This is a genomic window from Oceanimonas baumannii (genome assembly GCF_002245495.1).
In the GTDB taxonomy this organism is placed as follows: Bacteria; Pseudomonadota; Gammaproteobacteria; order Enterobacterales; family Aeromonadaceae; genus Oceanimonas; species Oceanimonas baumannii.
Genome location: NZ_NQJF01000004.1, coordinates 56,504 through 72,192, shown reverse-complemented (window position 1 = coordinate 72,192; position 15,689 = coordinate 56,504). Strand labels below are relative to the sequence as shown.

Annotated in this window: 12 protein-coding genes and 1 tRNA gene; 10 read left to right on the top strand and 3 right to left on the bottom strand. The window is 57.5% G+C overall.

Annotation, left to right across the window (positions count from 1 at the left end):
- Positions 1-82: 82 nt before the first annotated feature.
- Positions 83-634 (top strand): peptide-methionine (S)-S-oxide reductase, encoded by a 552-nt coding sequence (locus B6S09_RS05675; RefSeq protein WP_243832760.1) that lies wholly within the window; start codon positions 83-85, stop codon positions 632-634.
- Here the strand turns inward: B6S09_RS05675 and mobB are convergent.
- A complete protein-coding gene (mobB, locus tag B6S09_RS05670; protein WP_094277538.1) occupies positions 603-1,148 on the bottom strand; it encodes a molybdopterin-guanine dinucleotide biosynthesis protein B in 546 nt (181 codons plus the stop codon). The two genes, B6S09_RS05675 and mobB, sit on opposite strands and share 32 nt — an antisense overlap.
- 102 nt (positions 1,149-1,250) lie before the next feature.
- On the opposite strand from mobB, the gene tamA reads away from it, so the two are divergent.
- The 3 genes from tamA (at position 1,251) to B6S09_RS05655 (ending at position 8,634) form a co-directional block, all read left to right on the top strand.
- Positions 1,251-2,966 (top strand): autotransporter assembly complex protein TamA, encoded by a 1,716-nt coding sequence (gene tamA, locus B6S09_RS05665; protein ID WP_094277724.1) that lies wholly within the window; start codon positions 1,251-1,253, stop codon positions 2,964-2,966.
- Complete coding sequence (tamB, locus tag B6S09_RS05660) at positions 2,963-6,655, top strand: autotransporter assembly complex protein TamB (protein WP_243832761.1); 3,693 nt, start codon at positions 2,963-2,965, stop codon at positions 6,653-6,655. Before tamA ends, tamB begins: the two co-directional genes overlap by 4 nt.
- A 161-nt stretch (positions 6,656-6,816) precedes the next feature.
- Positions 6,817-8,634 (top strand): PglL family O-oligosaccharyltransferase, encoded by a 1,818-nt coding sequence (locus B6S09_RS05655; protein ID WP_094277536.1) that lies wholly within the window; start codon positions 6,817-6,819, stop codon positions 8,632-8,634.
- A gap of 3 nt (positions 8,635-8,637) precedes the next feature.
- On the opposite strand, the gene B6S09_RS05650 is transcribed toward B6S09_RS05655, so the two are convergent.
- Both B6S09_RS05650 and B6S09_RS05645 read right to left on the bottom strand, forming a co-directional pair.
- Positions 8,638-9,030 (bottom strand): hypothetical protein, encoded by a 393-nt coding sequence (locus B6S09_RS05650; protein ID WP_094277723.1) that lies wholly within the window; start codon positions 9,028-9,030, stop codon positions 8,638-8,640.
- Between the two features lie 153 nt (positions 9,031-9,183).
- A tRNA-Pro gene (locus tag B6S09_RS05645) sits at positions 9,184-9,260 on the bottom strand.
- Positions 9,261-9,479: 219 nt separating this feature from the next.
- Between B6S09_RS05645 and hinT the strand changes: the two genes are divergently transcribed.
- From hinT to alr, 6 genes are all read left to right on the top strand, one after another.
- The gene (gene hinT, locus B6S09_RS05640; RefSeq protein WP_094277535.1) at positions 9,480-9,830 is read left to right on the top strand and encodes a purine nucleoside phosphoramidase; all 351 of its coding nucleotides are present in this window, start codon (positions 9,480-9,482) and stop codon (positions 9,828-9,830) included.
- Positions 9,831-9,839: 9 nt separating this feature from the next.
- On the top strand, positions 9,840-10,439 hold the full coding sequence (locus B6S09_RS05635; RefSeq protein ID WP_094277534.1) for an LpoB-related protein: 600 nt from the start codon (positions 9,840-9,842) through the stop codon (positions 10,437-10,439).
- On the top strand, positions 10,429-11,241 hold the full coding sequence (locus B6S09_RS05630) for a choline/ethanolamine kinase family protein (protein WP_094277533.1): 813 nt from the start codon (positions 10,429-10,431) through the stop codon (positions 11,239-11,241). Before B6S09_RS05635 ends, B6S09_RS05630 begins: the two co-directional genes overlap by 11 nt.
- A 556-nt stretch (positions 11,242-11,797) precedes the next feature.
- On the top strand, positions 11,798-12,790 hold the full coding sequence (gene nagZ / locus B6S09_RS05620; RefSeq protein ID WP_094277531.1) for a beta-N-acetylhexosaminidase: 993 nt from the start codon (positions 11,798-11,800) through the stop codon (positions 12,788-12,790).
- 138 nt (positions 12,791-12,928) lie between these two features.
- Entirely contained in the window at positions 12,929-14,221 is a 1,293-nt protein-coding gene (locus B6S09_RS05615) for an NAD(P)/FAD-dependent oxidoreductase (protein ID WP_094277530.1), read from the top strand.
- 221 nt (positions 14,222-14,442) lie between these two features.
- Entirely contained in the window at positions 14,443-15,675 is a 1,233-nt protein-coding gene (gene alr / locus B6S09_RS05610) for an alanine racemase (RefSeq protein WP_094277529.1), read from the top strand.
- Positions 15,676-15,689 lie beyond the last annotated feature (14 nt).

Below are 15,689 nucleotides of genomic sequence, written 5' to 3'. Positions count from 1 at the left end.
AGTCTTGGGGTTTTCAAATGGTTTCAATCGGTTAGCATAGTAGCCTGGAAAAAGAGGCTGAAACGTCAGAAAAAGGAATGGTGTGTCTCGATTTGTAATGCTGATGGTTATTTCCATTTTGCCTGTTTTTTATACCCAGGCGGGCACGGCTGTGTTTGGCGGTGGCAGTTTCTGGGTGATGGAGTCCCTGTTTGCCGGCCGGCCCGGCATTGAACGTGTCGAGCCGGGCTGGATGCAGGGGGAGACCCGGCAACCACGGCGCCAGGTAGTGCGGGTGCACTATGACCATAAGGTGCTGACCTATGGCGATTTGCTGACCCTTTACTGGCAGGCAGTGGATACAAAAGACAGCACGGGCCAGTTTTGTGATCGCGGTCAGGAATACAGCCCGGCACTGTTTGTACAGGGTTCACTGCAGTTAAAGTGGGCCAGACAAAGCCGCTCACGACTCTGGCTGGAACAGAGCCAGTCGCTGGCGGTGCGTATTTTACCGGTGAGCCGGTTTGTGCCGGCTGAGGCACGTCACCGTCAGTTTTATCAGCAGCATCCCTTGCTGTTTTTTGCTTACCGAAAGGTATGTGGTTATCCGGACGGAGCCGGGCTTAGCATGCAACCACTGTTAGCCGGCCGGTAGTGAGCCAGTCGAGAATACAGGCAGTAATCATGTGAGGCTGGTTCAGGTCAAGCAATGGCACGGGGGCCGGTAAGGCAGGATCGTCGGTGGCAACGGCCAGGATATGCCGGTCGTGCTGGCATAACAGCGGCTTTTGATGGGCGGGGCGGTGAATTTCCAGCTTGCTCACCGGTTCATCACGAAAGCCTTCTACCAGCACCAGATCGAGCACGGAAGTATCAAGCATGGCCAGTGATGCCGTCAGGGTTGGCTCCTGCGGCCGGGGGGACTCAAGCGTTAAAATGCTGCGTTCAGGGCCGGCCAGTAAGGTCTGCGAGGCACCAGCATGGCGCAGCTCATAGCTGTCTTTGCCCGGCGTGTCCTGCTCTACGTTGTGGTGCGTATGCTTAATCACTGCCAGACGAAGGCCCTCGGCACGCAACTGAGGAAGCAGCGCTCTGAGCAGGGTTGTTTTGCCGCTGCCGCTGAAACCGGCCATCCCCAGCAGATGGCAGGGTGTTGAAACAGAAGACATAGATTGGCTCCGGCCATGATAAAAGAATGCGCAAGTGTGCCATGTTTGGGGCAGTTCGCCGATGCACAGGATAAATAATTAATGAAAAAAGCGGGTGGCGCTATGAAACGAGCAAGTTGGGGGCTGGCGGCGCTGATGTTGCTTGTCCTGCCGGCGCAGGCCGATGAGGTGGACTTGCGCCTGCGTGGTCTTGAAGGTGAGCTGAAAGACAATACGCAGATCTACCTTGATCAGTTGCCGGACATCGAAGTGGAGCAGTTGTCCCGTTTTCGCAAGCAGATTATGGGTGCGGTTACCGACAGTTTGCAGGCGCTGGGCTATTACAATCCGGAAATAGAGCTGGAGCAAAGCGAAGAAAGCCCAAAAGACGTGACCGTACAGGTCAGGGCCGGCGAGCCGGTGCGCATCCGCTCATTAAATGTATTGCTTCACGGGGATGCCGAAACCGATCCGGCCTTTGCCGAATTGCGGCAGAACTTTGCCATCAAGGAAGGCGACATACTGCATCACAATACCTATGAGCAGGCCAAGGGCAGCTTGCTCAGTCTGGCCCTGCGCCGGGGGTATTTCGATGCCGCTTATCGTGCCAGCCAGGTAAAAGTCATGCCTTGGGACAAGGCCGCCGAGGTGGTGCTCGATTTTGATTCCGGAGCGCGTTATCGCTTTGGTGAACTGGAGGTCGATTCCGACAGACCGGCCGATCGGCTGATTGAGCCGCTGATCACATTACATGCCGGCGAGCCTTATCATGCCAATAAACTGGCAGAACTGAGCCGTTCGCTGTCGTCTACCCGCTATTTCAAACAAGTAGAAGTGTTGCCCAGGGTAGCCGACGCCGATGAGCAGAACCAGGTGCCCTTATCGGTATTGCTGCAGGCCAGAGCCGATAATGAAGTGGAGCTGGGCCTGGGCGTGTCTACCGATGAAGGGCCCCGGGCGTCGGTGACCTGGGAAAAACCCTGGATTAACAGCCTGGGCCACAGCCTAAGCACCAGTCTGAAAGTGTCGGCACCATCCCAGGATGTCACCTTGGTATATAAAATTCCTCGCGGCCATCCACTGGAAGAGTATTACACCATTCAGGGGGGCTATCAGCGGCTGGATCAGAACGACACTGAAAGTGACCGGCTGGTAGCAGGGGTGCATCGCTGGAATATTGATGACAACGACTGGACCCGCGATGTGTTTCTGCGTACCGAGTATGAGTCATATACCCAGGGCAAGCAGGAAGACTCCAGCTTTTTGCTGATCCCCGGCGCTACCGTCAGCCGTACCCGTCTTCGCGGCGGCATAGATCCTTACTGGGGTGACAGTCAGAGCCTGACCCTGGAGTTTTCCGAGCCGTGGTGGGGGTCCGATACCCGCTTTGTACGTTTCTGGGGGCGCAGCAAATGGTTGCGGACCCTGGCGGAAGATCACCGCTTGCTGGCCCGGGCCGAGCAAGGAGCAGTGTGGGTGGACAGTGTTAACGATCTGCCACCGTCATTACGGTTCTTTACCGGTGGCGATACCACGGTGCGTGGGTACAGCTACGAGTCGATTACACCGCTGGATGAGAACGGTGACCGGCTGGGGGCCAAATACAGTACGGCGCTGAGTCTGGAATATGACTATCGTTTTGCCCCCAAATGGCGGGTGGCTACCTTTGTTGATGCCGGTACCGCCACCAACGATTATCAGGATGACTGGAAAATAGGCACGGGACTTGGGTTACGCTGGCTGACCCCGGTAGGCCCGGTGCGCCTGGATGTGGCGTTTGCGGTGAGTGAAGAAGACACTCCCTGGCGTCTGCACTTTACACTTGGACCGGAATTATGATGCGACTGAAACGCCTGCTGCTGGGGCTGTTGGTTACGGTTTGCCTGCTGTTGATGCTGGTGGCCAGTTTATTGTTTACGCACACCGGTAACCAGTGGCTGTGGGGCATGGCCAAAAAGCAGCTTGCAGGGCTGGAAGGCACCATGGTATCGGGCCAGCTGCTGAGTGGCTGGACATTTTCCGAGCTGGCTTATGAGCAGGACTCGCTGGCGTTTCGTGCCAGTCAGGTCACACTTGACTGGCAACTGGGCAAAATGGTGGATGGCCGTTTCTGGCTGCGTCGGCTGGACGCCGCCGATATTGAAGTAGAGGTGCGGGACGTGGCTGAGAGTGATCCGGCTGCCGACAGCGAACCGCTGACCAGCCTGAGCCCGCCGTTTACTATCGATCTGGATGAAATAAACGCTGACCGGGTCAATATTGTGTTGCCCGGTCAGCGCATTGGCTGGCAAAGCCTGAAGGTGGCAGCCCACTGGAACGACGATGGCATGGTGATTACCGGACCGCAAATGAGCGGCCTGCGTATTGAAATGACCCCGGTGACGGGTGCCGATGACACCCCGCCGGCACCGGCCGCCGAAAAGCAGGCCATTGTACTGCCGGAAATCGTGCTGCCATTTCCGGTTAAGATTGAGCAGCTGGCGCTGACCGACAGTACCCTGGTGCAGAGCGGTCAGACACAGGACATTCATCGGCTGGCCGTTGAGCTGGAAGGTGAAGGCAGTGTGGTGCGGATAGCGCAGCTGGAGCTGGCTCATCCTTTTGCCGATGCCAGCCTGAGCGCAGAAGTTACCTTAAACGGGGACTATCCGCTGGCTGCGACCCTGAATGCCACCCTGCACGAACCTCTGCTCGACGGCCAGCTTAATGGCCAGCAGGTAGTGCTTTCGTTACGGGACAGCCTGGCCAGGCTGGCCGCTGAGCTGACCCTGAGTGGGCCGGTCACCGCCGAGGCCACCGTGCAGGCTGAGCCATTGAAACCGGAATTGCCCCTGAGCGTGAATTTAAGCTGGAAGCAGCTGGGCTGGCCCCTGACAGTGCCGGAGTGGAAGTTAACGGAAGGTAACCTGGCACTGACCGGCGCGCTGGAGGATTACCGGATGACATTCAGCTCAACCGCCAGTGGGCCGGGAGTACTGCCACTGGGGCTGGATCTGAATGTCAGTGGTAACCTGGAGCAGGCTCGTATTGAACCACTGACGGTGACCCTGCCTCAGGGGGAAACCCGTCTGACCGGTGAGATCGGCTGGAGCAATGGGGTACGCTGGCAGGGTGAACTGGCGCTGAATGAGCTGGATCCGTCGGCCTTTGCGGAAGGCTTTGAAGGCCGGCTTAACGGTGCCATTGCCAGCCGGTTTGAGCTCAGCGGTGAGCAGTGGCAGCTGACCGCCACTCCCGATATCACCGGTGTTCTACGCAATCATCCTCTGTCGCTGACCGGTGCACTGAACCTGAATCAGGATCTGGAAGGTGATATCAACAACCTGGTGCTGGCCAATGGTGATAACCGGTTAACGGCCAATGGCCGTATTGATCAGAACTGGGCATTGGATGGCAGTCTGACGGCTCCCAAGCTGGCGGTGTATGCGCCCGGGTTGTTTGGTGATCTTAAAGGAAACTTCAAGGTCAGCGGCGCGCGCACGGCACCGCAGGTACAGGCCAGTTTCAACAGTGAACTGGCCGGTTTTAATGAAACCAAAGCCAGCAGACTGGCGCTGAAGGCTAATATGGTGCTGGGAGAGGCACCAGCCGGGGATCTGAGCCTGACGGTGAATAAACTGAATGCCGGCACCATGCAGTTGTCCGATATGGCCCTGAACGCCGGTGGTAACCAGCAGTCTCACCGGCTGACCCTGACCGCTGATGGCGAACCGCTGGCGCTTGAGCTGGCGCTGGCTGGTGGCCTGAACGACAGTGGCTGGCGTGGCCAGCTGCAGCAGGCTGAGCTGAACACGCCACTGGATAGCTGGGCGGCTTCCGGCCCGGTGGCACTGGCCTGGCGTCAGGCCGAAGGTCAGTTTTCCGCGGCTGCGCATTGCTGGCGCTCACTGGATGCGTCTGTGTGTATCAATGAAGTCCTGGCCGGCAGTAAAGGCGGGCAGGCCGGGCTGTCCATTCAGGACTTTGATCTGGCGCGTCTTGAGCCGTTTTTCCCGGATGACTTTGCCTGGGAAGCCATGCTGGAAGGTCGGGTAAACGCCAGCTGGAAAACAGGTGAAGCGCCAAGGGTGAATGCGGACATCGGCACCACGGCGGGCACTTTTGTCAGCGGTGACACTCGTCTTGGCTACGAACGGCTGCAGTTGCAGAGTGAGGTGGTGAATAACCGGCTGATCAGTGAAATTGACTTTGACTCTGAGCCGTTGGGCCGGCTGCGTCTGGATGCCCGGGTCAGTGCGCTGGACGGTGCCCGCAACCTTGAGGGGAATCTGCGTATCAGTGAACTGCAGCTGAACTGGCTGGTACCCTTGTTGCCGGAAGTGGCTCGGCTGGAAGGCGCACTGGCCGGTGATGTGCGTCTGGCAGGCACCCTTGATCAGCCGCTGATGTATGGTGATATTGCTCTGACCGGGGGCGAGGTGGACACCTATGCCGACATGGTAAAAGTGAGGGATCTCACTACCCGGCTGTCGGTGCAGGGGAGCCGGGCGGCTCTTGACGGCAGCTTGCTGGTCGGCAAGGGGCCACTGAATATCGGCGGCGAGCTGGACTGGAGCGCCATGCCGGTCAGCGGGGAGATTCGTCTGAAAGGGGATGGACTGGAAGCGGGTTATCCGGGGATGGGACGGGTGCGAGTCAGCCCGGATCTGCAGATTACCCTGGGGGAGCAGGCAAAGGTACGGGGTGACATTTTCATTCCCTGGGCGCGCATCAAGGTGAAAGAGCTGCCTGCCAGTGCCGTGTCCAAATCATCGGATGTGGTGATTGTGCAGCCGTCGGGCACCATTCCTGAAACCGGTCCCTCCCTGCCGCTGGATATTCGTTTGCGGGTGCGGTTGGGTGACAATGTGCGCTTGCAGGCCTTTGGCCTTAATACCCTGCTGGCAGGCCAGTTGCGGGTCGTGCAGCCTCCCGGGCGGATTATGCGGGCCAACGGTGAAATTCGTCTGGAGGAGGGGAAATTCCAGTCCTATGGTCAGAGCCTGCTGATCCGCGACGGCAGTATTTTGTTCAGCGGCCCGCTGGATCAACCTAACCTGCGGGTGGAAGCGATCCGTAATCCGTCCAGTATGTCGGACAGCAGTGTGGTGGTGGGGGTACGGGTAACCGGCAATGCCTCGCAGCCCGAGCTGGAGGTATTCTCGGAGCCGGGTATGCCTCAGGCCGAACAGCTGTCCTGGCTGCTACGCGGACGCGGACTGGAAGGAGGCGACGGCAGTGACGGCAATGCGCTGGTGCAGTCCATGTTGCTGGGAGCCGGAGTAGGGCAAGTAGGTGGCCTGGTCAGTGGTGTTGGCGAGGCGTTGGGATTGCAGGATGTAGCGCTGGATACCAGCGGCTCGGGAGAAAGCACCGCGGTAAACATCAGTGCTTATGTTCTGCCAGGCCTGCAAATTGGCTACGGTGTGGGGGTCTTTTCCTCTATTGGTGAGCTGCGCCTGCGCTACGAGCTGCTGCCACGGCTGTATCTGCAGGCTACCAGTGGCTTGAGCCAGGCGATTGATCTGTTCTATAAGTTCGAGTTCTGAGCGACGAGTGGAGTTCATGATGGGCCGGAGACACTCCGGCCCATTTGTTTTTGCGCCGGTTTTTGCCCGTCAGTCACCGTCAGCATCATGCTTTTTCAGGTGCGCTTGGGTAAAGTAGGGAATCTGTTATCGCTAACCGGTTCGCGAGTGTCTGCCCTTTGATGAAGTATGTGCAACTGCTTAAGCAAGAGCGTCTGGCCAAGACCATGCTGGTGTGCATGGCGGTATTTACGCTGGTTGGTATGCATCTGTATTTACCTCATCTGTTTGGCACCGGGCTACAGCTGCCGTTTAATATTGCCGGTTGGTTTTTTGTTGGCCTGATGACCACGCTGGGGCTGTGGAACTGGCACCGGAGACGCCTGCTCACCAGCCGCTTCTGGCTTGGGCTGACGGCCTCCAGCCTGTTGCTGTGGCTGCCATTTTTTTACTGGCACAATAATTCGGTGGCGGGCCAGGCGTTGCCACGCATGCTCGGACTGACCGGCGGATTACTGTTCTTTCTGGCTTTGCAGCAGTGCCGTTTCAGTGAGCGGGGACGTCGCTGGCTGCTCTACTGTCTGCTGCTGGCCATCAGCATGGAAATGCTGCTGGGGCTGGTGCAATTCTTTGTGCTGGAGCCGGGCAATGTCTTTGGTTACAACACCGATGTCCGCTCTCCCTACGGTATTTTCCAGCACCGCAATGTGATGGCCAGCTTTGTGGCGACGGGCATGATACTGGCGGTGTATTTATGGCTGAATGAGGCCAAGTATCCGCGTCGTCCGTTCTTGCTGAAGTCGTGCTGGTTTGCCGTGGTATTAGGAGCCGGTGCCATGCTGGTGGTGTTGCTGCAGTCCCGGGCCGGGCAGCTGGGGTTGTTGCTGGGGCTGTTGTTGCTGTTACCGCTGATCTGGCAAACCCTGTTGCGCAGCCGCTCCAAACGACTGCTGGCCAGTCTGTTGCTGATACCCCTTGGGATCGGCGTGGGCGTATTCGGACTCGATATATTCGACATGAGCAAGCGCAGCCTGAATATTTATACTCAGGTGGATGGTCGGTTTGATATTTATGCCCATGGTTTACGTATGTGGCTGGAGCAGCCGCTGGCGGGGTATGGCTATGGCAGTTTTGAGTCAGCTTTTTACCGGACTTATGCCGACTGGCGTGAGCTGACCCCTGATGCCCTGCCGCTGTTTACCGAGATGGGGCATCCTCATAATGAGTTTTTGTTATGGGCAATTGAGGGGGGAGCCGCCCCCTTACTGGGGTTAATTATCATGATCTGGCTGGCCATGCGTTTGTTAAGCCAGGCTCCCTTTGCCCAAGCGCTGGCCTGGACGGGCATTCTGATGCCGGTGTTTGTACACAGCCAGACCGAGTTTCCCATGTATCACTCGCTGCCGCACTGGTTTATGGTGCTGGTACTCCTTTATGTCATTGATGCCGGGCACGGCCGGCGAGTGATGTTGCCGGCACCACCATCCTGGAGCCGCTGGCCGGTGAGAGCCTGGGGGCTGGGTGTTATGCTGTTTATGGCAACCGGCTTGGTTGCCAGCCAGCAGATTACCGCTTATGCCCAGTCGCCGGAACGGGAGACATCGTCACTCCGGCATGTGCTTAATCCTCTTATCTGGCACGACAGGACGGCGTTTTATCGTCACCATGCCGAGCTGGAAAAGGCGCTGCAGAGCCGTGATCGGGAAGCACTATTGGATTATGCCGGCTGGGCCAGACGTTTTCTGCTGCATACGCCCAGATCGGGCATTTATTACAATGCTTACCTGGCGTTAATGCGGGCAGATGAGCAGGAGAGGGCAGCTCTGGTGCTGACTGAAGCGAGGCGGATCTATCCCAACGTGTTGTTGTTGCGTAAGGCCAGCATCAGCCGGGCACTTACGCATCTTGAACAAATTAACCAGAGTATGAGCAGCAGTGAACTGAACAAGTTCATACCGCTGTATGACAATTTACGGCCTGCTATTGGCGGCGCTTATTAAGGTTCAGCCTTGTGCTGGCATCAGTTCAAAGCCAGCGAACGCATCATGGCTTTGCAGCGAGGTGATGGTAATGTCCTGTTGTGACCAGTCTACCTGCTTGCCGGTGGCGGCGTAGAGGATGTTATTAATGTTGTCGGGGGTCAGCTCGGGTTGATGTTCGGCCCGTCCACCTGGCAGATAAATGGTACCGTTGGTAAAATCCACGGCAAAGGCGATGACCCCGGGTACCAGGAAGAATAACAGCCCCACGCCGTTGGCGATGGCAACCACAGGATCGATGCGGCCACTGTGCTGTCCTTTGCGCTCCGGATAGAACACGGTGCCACAGGCGGCCAGTTGTGTGGTGATGATGCCGGCCAGTGCCAGCGCCAGGGTTTTGCGTCTGAATGTTGTCATGGACGTTGCTCCGTCAGTGAGACCAATACACAGAAGTGTATAGAATAACGGAGCAGACTGAATCTTAATGGTGATGGTAACGGACAGAGACTGGCGAATAGAAATGCCGAAAAACAAAAAGCCCACCATAAGGTGGGCTTTTTGAGGATGATTTGGTCGGCGTGAGAGGATTTGAACCTCCGACCCCTGACACCCCATGACAGTGCGCTACCAGGCTGCGCTACACGCCGAGAAGGTCATTCGTGATGACGGGGCGCATAATAGATAAAGGCGGGCGGTGCTGTCAATATGGATTATGGATAAGTTATTTCAAGTGCTGCTAATTTGTTCGTTTTGGCCCGTTCTGTACGTTATGCATCAAGGGGTTACCCATTCACTTGTGGGCATGGCAGGCTATAATGTCTGGTCTGCCCACCTTTTGGCAGGCCATTTATTGAAGGAGACAGGCAATGGCAGAAGAGACGATTTTCAGCAAAATTATCCGTAAGGAAATTCCCGCCGATATTCTGTATCAGGATGAGCTGGTCACTGCATTCCGGGATATTTCTCCCAAGGCTCCCACTCATATTCTGATCATTCCCAATGTGCTGATCCCGACGGTGAATGAGGTAGAAGCCGAGCATGAGCTGGCTCTGGGCCGGTTATTTACCGTTGCCCGCAAGCTGGCTGCCGACGCCGGTATTGCCGAAGACGGCTATCGTCTGCTGGTAAACTGTAATCGTCATGGTGGTCAGGAGGTATACCATATTCACATGCATTTGCTGGGTGGCCGGCCACTGGGCCCCATGCTGGCGCAATAAGGAGCAGAAATGACCGCTTTTCGCATTGCTACCCTGGCGACTGCGGTGCTGGCACTGAGTGCCTGTACCCTGCCAAACCCGTATTCTTCCCAGCCAGCTCCGGTCAGGCCAGCGACGCCTCAACCTCCGCCTGTGCAGCCGTCAACACCGACGCCACCGCCGGTCATCGATTTACCTGAGCCGCCGCCGGCTCCGATGCCGGAAGTCAGCAATGCGACCATGCAGCGGCTGGCCGACAATCTGGCGGCACGGCTTAAGTCCAGCCCCGCCATAAGTGAAGTGAACGGCCCTGTGCTGCTGGATGATATCCGTAACCAGGCCGGCAGTCCGGTAGATACCCGGGGCCTGACCGAACGGCTGCAGGCACAGCTGAGTGACTCGGTGAACTTTGTGTCTGGTCCTCAGGTCAACAGCCTGCGGCAACAGCTGGCGTTTCAGCACGGACGGGCCGACATTGCCTCGCTGGTACGGCTGGGCAAGCAAAGTGGTGCCGCCTATCTGTTGTCCGGTAACCTGAACCGTGCCGGCAGTGGTTTTAAATTGCAGGCTCAGCTGATGGAGCTGGCCAGCGGTGAAGTGCTGTGGTCCGATAGCGTAAGTGGACGCTGAGCAGTTGCTGACCAGCCTGCCGCCGGTATGGCACGGCAGGCTGGTTGCACTGAAGGGTGGCCAGACCAATCATTGTTTCCGGCTGGAGACCGGGCAGGGTTGTTACTGGTTGCGGCTGGGCTGTCAGACACCTGCCCGCCTGGGCATTAACCGCCATCACGAGCTTATTATTCATCAGGCCGCCTCCCGCGCCGGGCTGGCGCCGCTTATCCGTTATTCCGATACCCGCACCGGCCTGCTGATCCTTGACTGGCTGAGTGAGCCTGACTGGCGGCAAACGCCGGGCTCGCTGACGGCACTGATGAACAGGGTGGCCCGCCTGCACCGGCTTGAGGTACGAGGCCCGGGGCGGCTGAACCTCCATCATCGGGCGCAGCACTATCTTGAGCAGCTGACTCACCAGCCGGCCTGGCTCACGGCGACCCTTGCCCAGTTCAGCCAGCCGGAACTGAACCCTGATTTTACCCCTGTGCTGTGTCATTGCGACTTAACTGCCGGCAACCTGATGGGGCCTCGCCCCTGGTTACTGGACTGGGAATATGCCTGTCTGGCCGATGCGGCCTTTGAGCTGGCGGTTATCGCCGATGACAGAGCGCTGGACGATAACGGCTGTGCCGCCTTGCTGGCTGCTTATAATGCCGCCGGTGGTCAGGTCAGCCTTGCCCGTCTGCGGGCCCGCTTGCCCTGGGTGCAGTTACTGACCCTGCTGTGGGCCATGGTGCAATATCAGCATACGCAAAAGGCATCATACCAGGTGTGGCTGGAGTCGGCGCGGGCGAAGCTGACGAACAGACTTGGGTAGCATTTGCACTGCCACTCAGAGCGGGATGACGGATCAGGGGCATTCCCACCAAGGTGGGAATGCAGCACAGGGCGCAAGATACGAACGGCAACGCCTGATCCGCAGAAGTGCATGGACCCCGTTCCCGCGCGGAATGATGGTGCGGTGGTCATTCCCACGAAGGTGGGAATCCAGCACAAGGTGCAAGATTCGAACGGCAACGGCTGATCTGCAGAAGAATATGAACCCGCCCCCGCGCGAGATGATAGTGCGGTGGTCATTCCCACGAAGGTGGGAATCCAGCACAAGGTGCAAGATTCGAATGGTAACGGCTGATCTGCAGAAGAATATGAACCCGCCCCCGCGCGAGATGATAGTGCGGTGGTCATTCCCACGAAGGTGGGAATCCAGTACAGGGCGCAAGATACGAACGGCAACGCCTGATCCGCAGAAGTGCATGGACCCGCCCCTGCTGGGGATGACGTTCCTTCACGGGGTGACGTTTTTTGGCGGCAATATCGTATTCTGACAATGATAAATACATTCAACACGGCCGCAATGCGGCTCCGGAGCAAACATGGGACCTTTTCTTCTTGATGTAAACGGCTGTGAGCTGGATGCCGAAGAGCGAGAGCTGCTGGCACACCCCACGGTGGGCGGGGTGATTTTTTTCGCCAGAAATTATCATGATCGCCGCCAGCTCAGTGCCCTGGTCAAGGCCATCAGGGCCGTCAAACCCGGCTTGCTGCTCACGGTGGATCACGAGGGCGGCCGGGTACAACGTTTTCGTGATGGCTTTTTTCCGTTGCCGGCACCGGGCCGGCTGGCCGGACTCGCTCATCCCGAGCGGCAGCAGTTGCTGGCCGACGCCGGCTGGGTGATGGCAGCCGAGCTGCTGGCGCATGACATTGATCTCAGCTTTGCCCCCGTACTGGATCTGGAGCGGGGCAGTGAAGTGATTGGTGATCGTAGCTTTGGTTCCGATCCCGAGCCGGTGATCGCGAACGCCGGGGCTTATATCAGCGGCATGAAAGAAGCAGGTATGGCGGCGGTGGCCAAGCATTTTCCCGGCCATGGCAGCGTACGTGCCGATTCGCATAAAGAAAGCCCGGTTGATGAGCGGCCACTGGCAGACATTGAACAGGCTGATATGGTGCCTTTTAAAGCCCTGATTGCGCAGGGGATCATCCAGGGAGTGATGCCGGCGCATGTGATTTACAGCCAGGCAGACGAACGTCCGGCGGGTTTTTCCGAGTTCTGGTTAAAACACGTGCTGCGCCGGCAGCTGGGATTTAATGGCATTATTTTCAGTGACGATCTCACCATGGAAGGGGCTGCAGTGGCCGGCGGCTACGCCGAGCGTGCCGCACAGGCCCTGGCAGCCGGTTGTGATCTGCTGCTGGCCTGCAACAACAGGGCCGGGGCGGTCAGCATTATCGACAGCCTGCCGCATGATCTGCAGCGCGATCTGTCCGTATTGCGTAAAAAGGATAATGCCGGCCCCGATCATCTTTACCACAGCCGGCGCTGGCGTGACGCCGCAGATCGCCTTCAGCGCACTAGCCTGTAGTTATTTTTATGTAAAAATAAAGTTGTGGATTCGCTTACAACTTTTACAATGGTGACGCCTCAGTTGAGGCGTCACTACAAGAGTCTTCCGCTATGGACAGGCCATAGCCGCAGACTTTTATTTTTACGAGGTTAAGGAATGACACGCATCATTGTAGTTGGTGGAGGTGCCGGCGGACTTGAGCTGGTGACCAAACTGGGCCGGCAGCTGGGTCGCAAAGGCAAGGCGGAGGTGATCCTGGTAGACCGCAACCGGACTCATCTGTGGAAACCTTTGCTGCATGAAGTGGCCACCGGTGCCATGGATACCGGTATCGACGGACTCAGTTATCGCTCTCAGGCCCATAACCATGGTTTCAGCTTTCACCTTGGCACCCTTACCGATATTGATCGGGAGCAGAAACTGATCAGGCTTGCCCCGCTGGCCGATGACAACGGCAAGCCGGTGGTGGGTGAGCGCACCCTGAATTACGATATTCTGGTGATGGCACTGGGCTCAGTATCCAACGACTTCGGTACTCAGGGTGTGAGTGAACACTGCATTTTCCTGGACAGTCCGCAGCAGGCCGAACGCTTTCACGATGAGCTGATGAACCGTTTTCTGCAATATGCCGAGAGCGACACCGTGGATGAAAAAGTGGATATCGCCATTGTGGGCGGTGGTGCTACCGGGGTGGAGCTGTCTGCCGAGTTGTTCAATGCGGTGGAGCACCTGAATGCCTATGGTTTCAAAAAACTGAACCGCAACTGCCTGCGGTTGACCCTGGTCGAAGCCGGGCCGCGTATTTTGCCGGCGCTGCCGGAGCGGATTTCTGCCATGGCGCACAAAGAGCTGCGTGCACTCGGGGTAGATGTCCGGGTGGGCACCATGGTGGTGGAAGCCACCGACAAGGGCCTTAAAACAAAAAGTGATGAACTGATCCCGGCGGATCTGATGGTGTGGGCGGCAGGCATTAAAGCGCCTGACTTTATGAAAGACATTGCCGGGCTGGAGACGAACCGTATTAACCAGCTGGTGGTAAAAGACACCCTGCAGACTAGCCGGGATGACAGTATATTCGTGATTGGTGATTGTGCCTTCTGTCTGCAGGCTGACGGCAAGCCGGTGCCGCCCCGGGCGCAGTCGGCTCACCAGATGGCAAGCCTGGCTTTTGACAACATCATCGCCAGCCTCAATGGCAAGCCCCTTAAACCCTATGTTTATAAAGATCATGGCTCACTGGTGAACCTGAGTCGCTACAGCACGGTGGGTTCACTGATGGGCAATCTGATGCGTGGCTCCATGATGGTGGAAGGGCGCATTGCCCGTACCGTGTATGTGTCGCTTTACCGCATGCACCAGGTGGCGCTGCACGGTTACACTCGTACCGGCCTGATGATGCTGGTGGGCCGCATCAACCGCTTTCTGCGACCGCGACTGAAGCTACACTGATGGCATAACAATGTAGCGCTGCGTCGCTGATGATCCGATGGCCGGCATTGCCGGCCATTTTTTTGCTTAAATATTCTGGTTGTAACCATTTATATTCGGGATTTGTGCTGAGTGTTTAATGTTCGGTAGAGTTTAATTTTAACAAAAAATTAATATTTGCTATTAAGTTTTTTACTTCTCCTTGTATAGTCGGGTTTCATCTCATAACAAGGAGTATCTTGATGAAAACGACCCCTACCTTGCTGGCCCTGTCGCTGGCTGCCTGCCTCAGCCAGACCGCCACCGCTGCCCCCGAACTGCCGGTGACCGGCCTGAACACCAGTCATGCCATTCAGCAAACTACCAATGCCTGGGTTGAAGTGGATCAGGCTGCTTTTGAACACAACGTGCGTACCCTGCAGGCCCTGCTCGACGGCCAGTCACAGATCTGTGCCATCATGAAGGCCGATGCCTATGGTCACGGTATTGCCAACCTGATGCCTTCGGTCATGGCCGCCGGCATTCCCTGTGTGGGCATTACCAGCAACGAGGAAGCCCGGGTAGTACGCGAAAGTGGCTATGAGGGTCGTATTCTGCGGGTGCGCAGCGCCACGCCGGCGGAAGTACGTGATGGCCTGCAATATGATATGGAAGAGCTCTTTGGCGATGTGACGGCGGCACGGGAAGCGGCCGCGCTGGCGCGGGCCGAGGGCAAGATCCTGCGCTATCACCTGGGGCTGAATGCCGGCGGCATGAGCCGTAACGGTCTGGAGCTGGCGAGTGAGGCCGGCAAGCAGGAAGCGCTCGACCTGCTGGCGGAGCCAGATCTGGAACTGGTGGGCATCATGACTCATTTCCAGTTTGAGGACGCTGACTTCGTGCGTGCCGGCCTGGCCAAATTCAACGAGCAGTCGGCCTGGCTGATTGAGCATGGCAAGCTGGATCGCAGCAAGCTGACCCTGCATACCGCCAATTCGTTCACCACCCTGGAAGTGCCGGAAGCCCGGCTGGACATGGTGCGTCCGGGCGGCATCATCTATGGCGATACCCTGCCCAGTTACACCGAATATAAAAAGGTGATGTCGTTCAAGACCCGGGTGGCCTCGGTAAACGATTACCCGGCGGGCAGCAAAGTGGGCTATGACGGTACCTTTACCCTGGAGCGTGATTCCCTGCTGGCCAACCTGCCCATGGGCTATTCCGACGGCTATCGCAGGGTGTTTACCAACAACGCCCATGTGGTGGTAAACGGCCACCGGGCACCGGTAGTGGGTAAGGTGTCGATGAACACCACCATGATCGACGTTACCGACATTCCCGGTGTAAAACCCGGTGATGAAGTGGTGCTGTTTGGCAAACAGGGAGAGGCGGAAGTGACCCAGTCCGAGCTGGAAGACGCCAACGGTGCCCTGCTGGCGGATCTCTATACCGTGTGGGGCAACTCCAACCCCAAGGTCCTCAAGCGCACCAACTAAGTAATGTTGCATGG